The organism is uncultured Kordia sp., from assembly GCF_947496985.1.
GTDB lineage: Bacteria > Bacteroidota > Bacteroidia > Flavobacteriales > Flavobacteriaceae > Kordia.
Window position 1 is genome coordinate 70,746 of record NZ_CANMEZ010000007.1, and the last position, 14,167, is coordinate 84,912.

Sequence of the window (14,167 nt, forward strand, 5' to 3'; positions counted from 1 at the left end):
TAGTAGTACACCAAATATAGACAGTAGTTAGCTCGATAATGATGAGTAAATACAAAATTAAATAACCACAGTAAGGTTAAAAATTATTAATAAACCAAAAAATAAAATTTATGAGTTCTTACAATGACAATCTACATTCTAGTGTTGTTTCCTCATTAAACGCACAAGAATTAGAATTACAAAAAGTAAAGGCAAAACAAGATGCGTCTATGTTTTCGCTTTACTATGCACAAGGTGCACGAATTACAGCTTCAGAAAAACTAGAAGTTACTTCTGAAAAATATGAATATGAACAAAAAGTAAATGGACAAGCAACGGTAGATAGCGATATTTCTACCAATGTATTAGCTTCTGCTAATAATGCAAAAACATATACTGATAAATCAGTTACTAATACTTCTGTAGCCGCTTCAAACATGCAAATAGCAACCAATGCTATTGTAAAGCTAAGTAGTGATACTGGAAGTATTTTAAGTATTGTGAGTGCTGGTGATTTTGGTACTGAAATTTACGATCAAGCTAAAAACGCTGCCATATTGATGGACAATACTGCGTACGTAGCCGAAGTAGCATCGCAAAAAAGTATGGAATCATCTGCAAGTATTTCAGAAGTAAGCACAAAAACTTTAGTAGATAAAGCAACGGTAACTGATACATCTGTAAAGGATTTATTAGCAGTAGTATCTGGTGAGTTAGAAGCTACAAATACGTTGGTTCAAACAGAAACATCTGAAGTTGCTACAACTAGTACTGAAGAAAAAAAGGCAGAAGGTCAACTAGAAGATTTAAGTGTTTCTTATAGAGCTACACGAGATGCTTACAAATTGAGTAATTCCCAATTAAACTTAGATTTGACCGTACTTCCAAGTATTGCACATCAAAAATTTACGGCTTCCTTTAATATATACAAAAACCCTTTCCACTTAGAAGCCAATACTACAGATGATAAAAGTACAGCAACAAAAAGTCCTGTAGACAGCTATTATGTAATGCTTGTAAAAGAAAGTCAAAGGCAAACATTTACGATTAATAATGCAGAAACAATTGTTAATAATGGATCTACACTATCATATGTGAAAATTGATCCTTCTGATGCTCGAAATGGTAGAATATCACAAACCATTTATATTTCTCAACCAAAAGGAACAGAACTAGGTGAAGTAAAAGTATTACATGACTCTGATGGAAACGAATTCAAATTAGGAGACGATTATGTAATATTTGTATTGACAGTGTTTACAACTGAGTATAAAAAATCTATCAATACGTTTGATGATTACCTATCAGCTGCATCTATGATGTTTACGATGAAGCATACACTTAACAGACCTAGTTTTGATTCAATAAGTGTTGCGCCAATTAATAGTGCTCCTCAAAAATTAGAGTTTGATATCTTACAAAAACTTGAATTTGATTTTGAATTTAACAAACCTGCAAAAACTAAAATTAATGTAGGATACCGTTGTATATTTTTACCTGATAACTGCGAATTAATTGATGGATTATTGACAGCAGCTGATTTACAACATATAGAAAAAGGGATTGAATTCGATGAGGAAATTGCTAATTATAACTATGAAATTCATGATTTACAGCAGCAAAATGACTACTTGAAAGGTAAAAAATCAAATGATAGTGGTGCTAAAGATGTTGATACAAAAGGTATTGATGCTAAAATAGCGCACAACAAAGCTGAAATAACAAAACTTGAAATAAAACTAAAAGAAGCAGAAAAGCAAAGAAAAGCAAACGATGAGTACAAAGCAAAACCAGGCTTTTTCTTCAACACCACAATTGCAGAACAAATACCCGCTGGAAGTTATACCGATGGTAATGTAGCAGCAATTTCTTTTTCTGAATACTTTCTAAAAAAATATCCAATACTTAGTAAAGAATCGAAGGATGGAGATGCTAAAAAATTAGAAAGCACTATTAAGAAATTTATCAAAGATTTCATTGGCGGAAAGTCAATTCTTGTATTATGTGTAGACTTTGTAAAAATTCTTAAAGAAATAATTAAAGCAGAGAAGAAGTTAGAAACGCTTCTTAAAAATGAAGCACTCATGAGTGATTTCGTATTGGTTTTAGCTGGTTATACTCCATTTACAGTAAGCATGGAATTTGCTGCAGAAACTACTGACAATTTTGGAAATCGTTTAATTGGTAGTAACTCATACATTCCTGCTGTATTGGTCGTAAGTGATACTACTGAAACACAAGAGAAAATGTTCAAAAACACACTTTCTAACTTTGGTAAAACTAATCCTTTTACGTATATCGCGGCAAATCAAAGTAACACGTACGAAGCTGCAAATGAATTAGTAAACAGTCAACCACAAAAATGTAAAAAATAGAACTCATGAATATAGACACTTTATATAGAGAATCGATAAGCACACGATATGGTGTAACCGAAAGAAAAAAACAAGAATTAGATCGCCTTACACAAGAAGTGCTCAATGCACAAGGCACTGTTGAAGAATACGAAGCAATTGTAAATTCTTTAACGCAGAAATTAGATAAACTTAATGCCGAACTTGCTACTGCAAAAACAAATAAAGATCAATCACTTAGCAATAAAGATGCGGTAGACACAGTAGTAGACAATGCTAAAAACTTACTACATAACTCTGAAATTGTAGTAAATGAAACCTCAAAAGCAAATGGAGATATCAGAGAAACTGCAGAACAAGCAAACTCATTGATAAACAAATTAATTTATGCTGCTGAAATTGTGAACAAACTAGCGAACCTAGTAATTCGTAAAAAAGCGACAAATCCGCTAATTTCAGATGAATTAATCTCCTTAGTTACACAAGCACAAACTGATGCTAATAATGCCGTAGCATTAACTTTAGTGGCTTTAGAATCTGTATTTGCTTCTCAGGCGACAACTTCTGAATCTGTTGCGGCTGTAGAATTAGAAAATGAGCAAATAGATAAACTTTATAAGCTACTTACAGAAGGAGATGTAGCATTAGAGAAACCTGACAATGCAAGTATCAACTCAGCCTCTACAACAGACCTTAAAAATACGTCTATCAAAAGCTACCTTTACGAAGCATATACAATTGCAAGCGCTATGTATGATGAAGTATTGACAGCTGCAAATGATACATCGAGTCAATTAAATAGTGCAAAAGCTTCGTTGAGTAATTCTCAAGTAAAACTAGCTTCATTAGAATCTGGATTGGCGGCAGCAAACGCAGCAGCATTAGCATCTTAATTTTCAGCACCTTAGAAACAATAATTATCTCAAAACAAATACACTATGGATAACGTATCTAAAAAATTCTATAAAAGTTTTTATAACAAAACTAATGGTTTTATTCCAGCAAAACCGTTAAATCAACATATGTATCCAGGCGATTTTTTCCAGATAAAAAATGGAGAAATCATTGTTTTAGGGAATATTTTCAGAAATTCTATTGTCAACGTCGAAGATGTCGTCTTTGATGATGGAATCAAACTCAATCCTGCTAGTTGGAACTTTAACGAAGGTGTCTCAAAAGCCTATTCAGGTAGAGATAGTGGGCACAACGCTATTGAAGGAGATTTTGAGTTTAGCAAACAACTACTCACATTTGACGGATTTGGAAGTTTCTTTTTTAAAGCAGAAGCTCCCGAATCCGTAAAATTTGCTAATTGGAGTGATTTTCAACAAGAGCTTATCATTAAAATGACACAAATTATCTACTCATTTAGAGAAGTATACATTGTTACAGAAACAGCAACTGCTAAAAATTGGACATTAGCCATTGCAGGCTCGGACAAAGCCGAATTGGAAATTGCTACAGAAACGGAAAACTTTGGATTGGTCGATCTTTTTGGTCATTCCGATTCAAGAACAATTCAAGCAAGAGACATTGAATTTTATCACAGAGAAGATAAAAAGAAACCTAGTTTTTTTAAAGCAAAAAAACTCATCGTACAACCACAAAAACTAGAAACTTTTATCAGTCAATTAATCGCTGATAGAACAGGAATTGCTCCGTGGGCAGCCACTTTTTATGACTATGATTTTTATCATGACAATACATTTACTTCGCCTGTTACGATAAATGCACAAGCTTCAGTATTAGATATGCTTCAGGCTAATCAGCTCAATCCAAATACAGCATTACAATATTTTGCATGGACAAATACAAACCTTGACGATGTAGAAAAACTATTCATAGATTATGGAAACTAATGAATACATATTTGCAATTCATCAAGAAATTGATTGGCTACAAAATGTCATCAATCAAGTAATAGGGAACTATTTACAACATGAAGGTGTGGATGCACATTGGACAGAATTAGAAGTACCTGATATTGAAGAAGTAGATACTCCGTATACAAATACCATTAAAGATTGGAACTTAAATACGCTTGAACGATTGGCGCTTATACTTGCTATTACTCCGCATATTCGTCCAGAAACTTTAGATATTTTTTTCGGTCAGAATAAAATATATAATCGCGGGTTTACCGAATTTGGAGGCATTATAGACAAAGGTCACAGCGGTTTTTTACCCACAGGACAAACTTTGTTGTTTTTATTAGCAGTATTAAATCCTGAATGGCATATTGAGGTACTTTCTTTTTTCGATAGCGATCATGTATTTCAAAAAGAACAGGTATTAGACGTAGAAAATACAGAAAGTTACTTGCCAAAACTCAATGGAATACTAAGTATTAATTATAGATGGTTACACTATTTCATAACTGGAGAAAAGCGAGCGTTACAACACAGTGTTAGCTTTCCTGCACAAAAAATAACAACCAATTTAGAGTGGGAAGATGTCGTATTGAACCCTAGTATTATGGATCAAATTACGGAATTGCAGACATGGTTAACCCACAAAGATACGCTCATGAAGGATTGGGGATTGTCCAAACGACTAAAACCAGGATACAGAGCTTTATTTTACGGTCCGCCAGGTACTGGAAAAACCTTAACAGTTTCCCTTTTGGGAAAAAACTTAGGAATGGATGTCTATCGTGTTGATCTTTCTATGATTGTTTCTAAATATATTGGTGAAACAGAAAAAAATCTATCACGCATATTTGACAGTGCAGCATATCAGAACTGGATTCTATTTTTTGATGAAGCGGATGCATTATTCGGAAAACGTACGCAAGCAAACTCATCCAATGATCGTCATGCCAATCAACAAACTTCATACTTATTGCAACGTATAGAAGATTTTCCAGGATTTATCATCTTGGCTTCTAACTTAAAAGCAAATATGGATGAAGCATTTTCAAGAAGATTTCAATCTACAATTAATTTTAAAATGCCATCTGTAAATGAACGTATCATACTTTGGAAAAAAGCATTTTCAGACACCTGTACTTTAGCTCCTGATATTAATCTATATCAAATTGCTGAAAAATATGAATTGGCTGGTGGCGCTATTATAAATGTGCTTCGTTATTGTGCATTGGCAGCAATTCAACGAAACGATACGGTTGTACAAAAACAAGAATTACTTGATGGAATCCGAAGAGAGTTTAAAAAATTAAACAAAACAATGACTTTATTGTAATGAAACAATGAATATGCAACAAAAAATACAAACTGGAGAATTCTCAAGAATATTTGTCATGAATTCTTGGAGTAATCCTATTCCTGAAGTAACACGGAATATTATAGTTGCTGATGCACTTAATCATTGTATTGAAAGTGGAGAATTGCTTGTGATAGGCTATTTAATAAAAAATCAATGTGTGTTTTTGATAGGTTTTAGTAGAAACATAAACATTGAAGAAACGTTGAATAATTTTTTCCGTCAAGTTGCCTTTGAAATTGAAGCATATTATCAACGAAAAAACACATATGGAAATTACAAAATTGCAGATTCTCTAAAAACAGGTTCGTACGCATACATTTTTACACCATATCCATTTACTGACGATTATATAAAAAGTATTATTATGGGACGAGAAGTAAATCTACCGTATTATGATCCTCGTTTAGCACGGTTAGAAGATTATTTACACAATGATAATTTTTGTTCAGCCTTAGATTATGCTGGTGGAAAAAGCCCTGTACTTGTAGCTGTTAAAAGAAAAAACCAACGAATATCTTGAAAATTATGTATCAAAAAAAACAACAAAAGACTTTACAACAAAAAAGTGCTGCCAATCATATTGCAGACACCAAAAATGATGTTGTAGCATTGAAAGACAATCGTTCAGTATCAACTATACAAAAAAAGAAAAACAATACTGGTTTACCCGATAATTTAAAATCTGGTATGGAAGGAATTTCTGGTCATTCTTTAGACGATGTAAAAGTACATTACAATTCATCCAAACCTTCACAACTCAATGCACATGCCTATGCACAAGGAACTAATATTCATGTAGCTTCTGGGCAAGAAAAACATTTACCACATGAAGCTTGGCATGTAGTACAACAAAAGCAAGGACGTGTAAAACCAACCGTCAAAAAAAATGGCGTAGCAATTAATGACAATCCTGGTTTAGAAAAAGAAGCTGATGTTATGGGTGCAAAAGCCATACAACAAAAAGCTGTTTCAAATGAAACAACACAACTGCAAGAAGTAGCACAATTGGGTAGAAAAAAGCACCCTAAAAAAGCTTCTGGGACAGGAATGGCGCGTAAAGATCCTGGACATGGAAATGTAAAAAGTAAGCAACATGCTAAAAAAAGAGCTAAAAAGGATGGAAAGCGTGCGGCAAAAAGAAAAGAAGAAATAGCACGATTACAACAAAAAAGAGAAGATGATGAAAGACGCAGAAATGGTGGCGGACCACCACCTGGAGGAGCTGGAGGCGGAATAGCTGTCTAAATAGTGTATTAAAATTTTAACCATTAAAAACCAAGTAAAATGCAAGCAACTAGTATATCAAATCATGAAAGTGATTTCTTTGAAACAGGAAGAGATTCACACGGAAAAGCATTCAATTTAACAGAAATGTCTGTTCCCATTAAAGGAACTAATGAAGTGATGGACTATGTAAATTGTAGATTGAAAAATGGCGATTCTTCGTTTTATTATCAAGAAAGAAATACCAAAACACAAATTGTACTGCATTTTACAGCTGGATTTTTAAGAGGTGATGTCGCGGCTTTATCAACACCAAATAATCATGTATCTACCGCTTTTATCATTCCCAGAAATGGAAAAACACTAAATATGTGGTCGTCTGCGTATTGGTCATATCATCTTGGGAAAGGAGCCGTTGGAGGAAACAAAACTGGTTGCAAAAGAACAATTGCTATTGAAATTTCTAATATTGGATATCTAAAAAAGAAAGGCGATCAATTGGTGACTATTTATAGTGATAAAGACGATTATTGTACATTAGATGAAACATATTATTATACAAAATTAGACACACCATTTAGAGGACAAGAGTATTATGCTACATTTTCAGATAAACAATACAAAAGCCTGATAAGTTTGCTTCGTTATTTAACTGCTGAATATGATATTCCAAGAGCATTTTTACCAGAAGATAAAAGGTATATAACAGGTATTGAAAGGGAATTACCCAATTTTAAAGGGATTACATCACATGTAAATTATAGAACTTCTGGAAAATGGGACATTGGTCCTGCATTTGATTGGGAAAGAGTTATAAATGGTGTAAAAAAATAATTTCATTTTTTAAAAAACCATCACTTTTTATAGCGTGATTTAGCATACTTTTGCATGAATTCTTAAAGAAAAAATTCATGCTCAAAAAGGCAATTCAATTTATGGTAATTAGCGCATTAGCGTTTGCTTTTTTGAATGCTATTGTAAAATACTTAGGTAGTTTTAATGCATATCAAATTGTGTTTTTCAGGTCAATTGGAACCTTGGCTTTTACGATTCCTTTTTTGCTAAAGCATAAGATTTCTATCTATGGAAATAAAAGAACGCTACTCATTATTCGTGGAATTTTTGGGGTAACATCGATGTCATTATTTTTTATGTCATTAAAATATTTGCCCATAGGATCAGCCGTTTCATTACGTTACATCTCTCCTATTTTTGCAGCTATTTTTGCTTTGTTTATTCTGAAAGAAAAGATAAAACCGATTCAATGGTTATTTTTCTTAGTAGCGTTTTGTGGCGTACTTGTTTTAAAAGGCTTTGATACACAAATTGGCACAACAGGATTACTTTTAGTGATTATTTCATCATTTTTTAGCGGATTGGTTTTCATCATTATTCGAAAAATTGGAACTAGCGATCATCCAGTAGTTGTGGTTAACTATTTTATGATGGTTGCTACCTTGGTTGGTGGAATTTTGTGTATTCCGTATTGGAAAACACCAATAGGTTGGGAATGGGCTTTACTGCTTAGTTTAGGTGTTTTTGGGTATATTGGGCAGCTATACATGACAAAGGCATTTCAACTTGCAGAAACCAACAAAGCTGCACCTTTAAAATATATTGAAGTTATTTTTACAATGCTGATTGGACTAACTTGGTTTAACGAATCGTATACAATTTGGAGCGTTTTAGGAATTGTTTTAATTGTAATTGGATTAACGTTGAATACATATACGAAGACTTCAAAGTAATTTTTTATCAAATAAGAAAAGCACTCATACAAAGTACAAGTGCTTTTACATTCAATTGAAAATCTAAACTAAATAATTGAATTATTATTGTAATGTAATTGGAAACTCGGCAACTGTTGTGTCCCATCCAATTTTTAAATGAACTACGTTTTTACTTTTTTCATATAAAACAACTGATAATTGCTCTATTTCTTTTTTACTTTTTTGTGTAGGAACTGTAATACTTGCTACGTCTTTTGAAGCATCATACGAGTAATTTCCCCATCCATCATTATCAGTGTTAATTTTTAACGTCCAAGAATCTTTATTTGGAATAATAATTACTGAGTAACGACCTGCTTTTACTTTTGTATCACCAACTAGTACGTCTGTCATAAATAACACTTCCGTAGATTCGTTAGCTCCTACTCTCCATGCTTTTCCAAACTCTAATAAGCTTCCAAAAACTTCTCTTCCTTTTTTAAATGGACGTGCATAGATAACTCTGATTTTTGGTTCTAATGCTTTCTTCTGAGCATCAGATTTTGCGAATGCTCTTTTTGCAGCATTGGTTGGATAATGTGCAATATCTGTTGGACTTTTATCTACTTTAGGGAAATCCTGTGCATTTACTGTACTTACTACTGCGAAAAACGCAAGCATCATCATAATTTTTTTCATGTCTAGTTTTTTAAGTTAATTATTTTCTGGGTTTCTATTTTTGATAGTTCTTTTAATTCTTCTTTTTCGTATAATGCTGGTAAGTCCTTTAATGGTGTTCCTACTGGCGCTTTATAATTGATGTAATCTTGAAATGTAATGCCGTCAACTACACGAACATTATAAGCACTTCTAAAACGAACGCCACCACCATTTACTTGGTAATTATACGCTAAATAATCAATCTTTTTTGTCTTTTGATTGATCCAATAATGATATTCATCATCAAAATCTTCACCGCCGCCTTCTTGGTTGAAAGTAACTTTTAAAACATCATATTTTTGACCTTTGATTACAGTTTCTTCCACAAATGATTTATTTACAGCGGCATCATTCAATTTGTGTGGTAATGTTGCAAAATAAATTACAGAATTCACAGCTCCTGTAGCACTTGCAATCTTCTTTTCAGATAGCTCAATTGACTTATTATCAATGGTTCTCGAAAGTTTCCCGTTATCTAAAACATCGTGTGTTGTTTTACCATCTTTCGTACTTTCTACTTCATATACGTATGAATTTCCATCGTTTTTAAAACTGTATTTTTTATCACGGAAAATAAACTCATAATTCGCCTGATCGTATAATGCTCCACCATGTGCCTTGATAGTTTCTTGTAAAGTTTTTGTGGCTTTGTCTACGGTTTTAACCGTTTTTGTTTCTGCATTAGTTACAACAGGTGTTGTTGTTTCTGCAGTAGTAGTAGATTTTTCTTTTGTATCACAAGCAATGAAGCTGATAATCAATACAAAAGCTAAAAATAAGTGTGTAGGTTTCATGAAATCTGTTTTGATCTTCAAATCTGATTTTAACCTTTGTCGTATTAATTACAAGTCCTTTCTAATTTTAACATAATTTAACATGTGTCCTTTAGAATTTAGATGATTTTAAAAATCATTTTGCCATTCAATACGTGTATTTCTTATGTGTCTATTGGTTTAAAACACGAAGAAATACTTGTGAATTCGCGACAAGAATTAAGTAATAACTACATTTTTAAATCTTCAAATTAATATCAGCATAAGTCTAATAATATAATGAGACATTGAATCAAGTTTAGCATATAGTGTAAAAGATAAAAGAACTAGCGGTTTTTACATCATTTCAACAATTCGTTTAGTCCTTCTTTTTCAAATAAAATTCTTCCAACTTTAATATCTGACCAACCTTTTTTCAATTTATAGGTAAATGTTGGCTTATTCTCTATAAGCTCACAATCTATATAATAGTTAGAAATATGCTCATTGGAAACACTTTTGAGTTCTTGTATATGTGTAGAAATTAAAAACAGGGAATTTTCAAATTTGCTCAATCCGTTGATAGTGGTTTTACAAATTTCAAAAGCATCTTCTAGATTCGTTCCACTGAAAAGTTCATCAAAAATAGCAAAACAGCGTTTCCCGCTAGAAGCATGTTTCACTACTGTTTTAAGATTTACTATTTCCGTCATAAAATGACTATATCCATTAAGAATATCATCTCTTCTATTAATTTCGATGGAGAAGTGATTAAAAAAGGGAATTGCGCCCATAGTTGCCGGAATTCCAATTCCAAGATGCCCAAAATAAATGCACAGTCCTACTGCTTTTAAAAAAGTAGATTTCCCAGACATGTTAGGTCCGTTTAATACAATTACATTGCTTAAGGCTTCAAAATTGTTTTTTACAGGATTTTCAATTAATGGATGATAAAAATCCGTGAGTTGAATCTTTTTTTTTGTGAGTATTGGAAAAGTAAAGTTGTTTCGTAAAATGCTTGTGTTTATGGATAAGTATGCTTCAAATTCAAAGAAATTTTCCCAAAATGAAAGTACAGAACCGTTACTTCTAAGTTCGTTAATTTTCTCTGTTAATGCAATAACATGTGTGTCTTTTAATTGCTTTTCTCTAACAATATATTCGTGTTTACCAAGTTCAAAATTTGAGAAAAAAGCAAGTATTTCTTTTATATTTGAACGATATACTTCTGGAAAATTCTCTAGATTTAATCGTGTAAAATACTTTGATTCCAAGCGATGAAAAAATAATATCAATTGATTAAACTTACTGATATACCCAATTTTTTCCTGTTTGGAAGCAAACAATCTATACTTTAACTTCTTTTGTGATAAGTCTTCTATTTTTTCATTCAACAGAAAAAAATGAACTTCATTTACATATAAAACAGTATAAGAATAGTGTTTTAGAATTCTTTGATTTGCACTAAATCCTTTTAAGATGTTTTGACGTTCAATAATTGCTTCTGTTGACTGTAAAGGTCTGTTTAGAATAGCTGCAATTTTCTTTTTTGCAAACATGTTTAGAGAATAATCGAACAATGGTAATAGTTCTTTCTCAATATGTAAGTCCTTCAAGTTATTCATTCGCTATTGTATATAAAAAATACTTGAACCGTGCTATATTTTTATTTTCTAAAAACAGCATCATCAAAGTTTTCTACAATAAGAAACCAATGATTTTCAGTATCTAAGATTCATTTTTAAAACTAAAGCAATCTTCTAGAAAATCAAAGTTATTAGTAAATATTTAACGACTCAGATTAGTCATTTATACAATAGAAAAGACTATTAATAAGCAAACTTACTTTATAATTTCACAAAAATTCCGAAGAGTTCGTCTCCTGCTCGTGGAGCAATGGAATTGTGTGCTTTTTCAAAAGTTTTCACTGTAAAATAGGGTTCAAAATAACTTAAATATTCTTCCTTACTACCACCATATGGGCGTTCTTCCCCATCATCAGTCAATTCAAAATTAAACCATAAACCTACTAATTTTCCATTTACACTAAGTAATTCTTCCATGTGTTTTGCATACTTTTTTCGCGTTTCTGGTAAGGGTGGAAATGAGCAAAAAAATGTTTGTTCTAAAACTAAATCATAGCTTCCTGTATGTGCAAAGAAGTCTTCACACACTAAATTGTCATCAGGAAATTTAGGATTTCGTTGTTTGAATTCTTGCAATGGAATTTCGGAAATATCCAATATATATACGTTTGTAAAACCTTGTTGAATTAGGTATTCCGCTTCATACGCATTCCCGGCACCTGGAATTAAAATCTTAAGATTTTTATCTGTTAATTGATCAATATATTCTTTTAAAGGAGTTGATGGCGAACCAATATCCCAACCTGTACGTTTGTCTTTATAACGTTGTGACCAATATTCTTTTATAGCATCAGAATTCATACAAATAATTTTAAGTGTAAAGTTCTGAAAAGAATTTGAGTTTTACTAAAAAACCCTTGCTTCTTCTAAAAGAAACAAGGGTTTAAAGAGTAATTAAAAAACTGCTTATTATATATGTAAAGTCTTTAATATCAAAACCAACCTTTTATTAATTACATGCATCTAACGCAGCAGTTAATTCATCATCACTATTAATTGTAGCTTGTGTTCCATCTTCATATTCAATATTCATTGGATATGTAGGTACAAATGATACAGCAGCTCCTAATCCATCAATGTAAGTAAAGAACTCTTCATCATCATTTACGGTAACTACGTTTCCGCTATCGTCAACTAAAGTAATTGGATATACAATTTCGAAACAGTTTGATCCGCAATCATCACAAGGCTCAATATCATAACATTCGTTATAAATTGCATCAAAACCAGCATCATCGTTGATTGTTACAATTACACCAGTACTTGTTGCTACTGTAATTGGATATGAAAATCCTACACCATTTGGAATTGAAAACAACTCTAAATTGCTAGTCACAGTAACCGTATTTCCGTCATCAGTTAATACATCTAATGGAAATATAAATTCGAAGCAATCGTTTCCAACAACAATATCATCTCCAATACAGTCTTCAATAACTGCAATGAATTCCATTTCGTCATTAATAACTACTTCTGAACCATCTTCCAATGTTATTGTTACAGGAAAAACAAGTGTTCCTTGCATGCCAGCAGGAGTATTTTGGCTTTGCATATAAGCATCTAATTCTGCTTGATTGTTTATTACTACAGTAACTCCGTTACCTTCAAATGAATATGGGAAGTTTATAGTAAAACAATCTCCGCTGGGATCTTCATTTCCATTATCAAAAACATCATCTGCATGATCAGAAGAAACGGCGTTGCGTGCATATGCTGTTAAACCTGTTTTTAAAGCAGCATTTGTCTCCGTAGCTTGCTCTTCAGGAATTACATCTGTGTTATCATTACTACAGGAAAATGTAAAGATGGTTATTGCTAAAATAAGTGAAAATTTGAGTACGTTTTTCATAAATATTTAATGTTTTTTTTGGTTTCAAATTATAGACAACTGAGTTACTTTTCACCCTACCTTTTCAAAACTACAGAAAGAAAATATTTTTTATTTATTTGATTATCAAAACATTAACCATTAAAAAAAAATACATACATTTGAAACCTAACAATACACAACCTAATTTTTCAAGCTTTTGAAACCAAAAAAATCAGTCTGCGAGTCTAATAATTTTGAAGCTATTTTCAGACAGCATTCAAGGACATTGCGAAACTACATTTTTTATAAATGTGGCAACGTAGATTTGGCTGAAGATTTGGTTCAGGAAGCCTATATAAAGTTATGGAACAATTGTAAAAAAGTTCCGTTTGCGAATGCTTTATTTTTTCTTAAAAGAGTTGCCAATAATGCTTTTTTAAATGTTGTAAAACATCAAAAAATCGTATTAGAACATGAAAAAATTCCAACTTCAGAGGTCACTATTGAAGATCCTGAATTTCTATTGGAAGAAAAAGAATTTATGCAAAAACTAGAAAATGCGATCGCCAACTTATCGGAAAAACAACGTGAAGTTTTTTTATTGAATAGAATTGATAAGAAAACCTATGCAGAAATTGCTATTTTTCTGGATATTTCGCAAAAGGCAGTTGAAAAACGAATGCGAAATGCTCTAAAAAAATTACGTGTAGAAATTGGTAATGTTTAAAAGGTAGGGTAAACAAAAAGT

General features: G+C 32.0%; 14 protein-coding genes. 9 read left to right on the plus strand and 5 right to left on the minus strand.

Annotated elements, in window-relative coordinates:
- Positions 1–110 precede the first annotated feature (110 nt).
- The 8 genes from Q0828_RS17155 (at position 111) to Q0828_RS17190 (ending at position 8,530) form a co-directional block, all read left to right on the plus strand.
- Positions 111–2,354 carry a hypothetical protein gene (locus tag Q0828_RS17155; protein WP_298423896.1) on the plus strand — a complete coding sequence of 748 codons (2,244 nt, stop codon included), beginning with the start codon at positions 111–113 and terminating at the stop codon, positions 2,352–2,354.
- A gap of 5 nt (positions 2,355–2,359) precedes the next feature.
- Positions 2,360–3,226 carry a hypothetical protein gene (locus tag Q0828_RS17160; protein ID WP_298423899.1) on the plus strand — a complete coding sequence of 289 codons (867 nt, stop codon included), beginning with the start codon at positions 2,360–2,362 and terminating at the stop codon, positions 3,224–3,226.
- 45 nt (positions 3,227–3,271) lie between these two features.
- On the plus strand, positions 3,272–4,192 hold the full coding sequence (locus Q0828_RS17165) for a hypothetical protein (RefSeq protein WP_298423902.1): 921 nt from the start codon (positions 3,272–3,274) through the stop codon (positions 4,190–4,192).
- Positions 4,182–5,534 carry an ATP-binding protein gene (locus Q0828_RS17170; protein ID WP_298423905.1) on the plus strand — a complete coding sequence of 451 codons (1,353 nt, stop codon included), beginning with the start codon at positions 4,182–4,184 and terminating at the stop codon, positions 5,532–5,534. Before Q0828_RS17165 ends, Q0828_RS17170 begins: the two co-directional genes overlap by 11 nt.
- Before the next feature lie 13 nt (positions 5,535–5,547).
- Positions 5,548–6,078, plus strand: coding sequence for a hypothetical protein (locus tag Q0828_RS17175; protein ID WP_298423908.1), 531 nt, complete (start codon positions 5,548–5,550; stop codon positions 6,076–6,078).
- Between the two features lie 5 nt (positions 6,079–6,083).
- Positions 6,084–6,803 (plus strand): DUF4157 domain-containing protein, encoded by a 720-nt coding sequence (locus Q0828_RS17180; RefSeq protein ID WP_298423911.1) that lies wholly within the window; start codon positions 6,084–6,086, stop codon positions 6,801–6,803.
- A gap of 39 nt (positions 6,804–6,842) precedes the next feature.
- Positions 6,843–7,616, plus strand: a complete 774-nt coding sequence (locus tag Q0828_RS17185) for an N-acetylmuramoyl-L-alanine amidase (RefSeq protein WP_298423914.1) — start codon at positions 6,843–6,845, stop codon at positions 7,614–7,616.
- A 77-nt stretch (positions 7,617–7,693) separates the two neighbouring features.
- Complete coding sequence (locus Q0828_RS17190) at positions 7,694–8,530, plus strand: DMT family transporter (RefSeq protein WP_298423917.1); 837 nt, start codon at positions 7,694–7,696, stop codon at positions 8,528–8,530.
- 84 nt (positions 8,531–8,614) lie between these two features.
- On the opposite strand, the gene Q0828_RS17195 is transcribed toward Q0828_RS17190, so the two are convergent.
- From Q0828_RS17195 to Q0828_RS17215, 5 genes are all read right to left on the minus strand, one after another.
- Positions 8,615–9,190 (minus strand): DUF2911 domain-containing protein, encoded by a 576-nt coding sequence (locus tag Q0828_RS17195; protein WP_298423920.1) that lies wholly within the window; start codon positions 9,188–9,190, stop codon positions 8,615–8,617.
- A 2-nt stretch (positions 9,191–9,192) separates the two neighbouring features.
- The gene (locus tag Q0828_RS17200) at positions 9,193–10,005 is read right to left on the minus strand and encodes a DUF6503 family protein (RefSeq protein ID WP_298423922.1); all 813 of its coding nucleotides are present in this window, start codon (positions 10,003–10,005) and stop codon (positions 9,193–9,195) included.
- A 320-nt stretch (positions 10,006–10,325) separates the two neighbouring features.
- Entirely contained in the window at positions 10,326–11,588 is a 1,263-nt protein-coding gene (locus Q0828_RS17205) for a hypothetical protein (protein WP_298423925.1), read from the minus strand.
- A gap of 222 nt (positions 11,589–11,810) precedes the next feature.
- Positions 11,811–12,410, minus strand: a complete 600-nt coding sequence (locus tag Q0828_RS17210; RefSeq protein ID WP_298423928.1) for a methyltransferase domain-containing protein — start codon at positions 12,408–12,410, stop codon at positions 11,811–11,813.
- A 148-nt stretch (positions 12,411–12,558) separates the two neighbouring features.
- Positions 12,559–13,458 (minus strand): hypothetical protein, encoded by a 900-nt coding sequence (locus Q0828_RS17215; RefSeq protein ID WP_298423931.1) that lies wholly within the window; start codon positions 13,456–13,458, stop codon positions 12,559–12,561.
- A 178-nt stretch (positions 13,459–13,636) separates the two neighbouring features.
- Here Q0828_RS17215 and Q0828_RS17220 point away from each other — a divergent pair, with 178 nt between their 5' ends.
- Positions 13,637–14,146, plus strand: a complete 510-nt coding sequence (locus Q0828_RS17220; RefSeq protein ID WP_298423934.1) for a sigma-70 family RNA polymerase sigma factor — start codon at positions 13,637–13,639, stop codon at positions 14,144–14,146.
- The last annotated feature ends 21 nt before the right edge of the window (positions 14,147–14,167 follow it).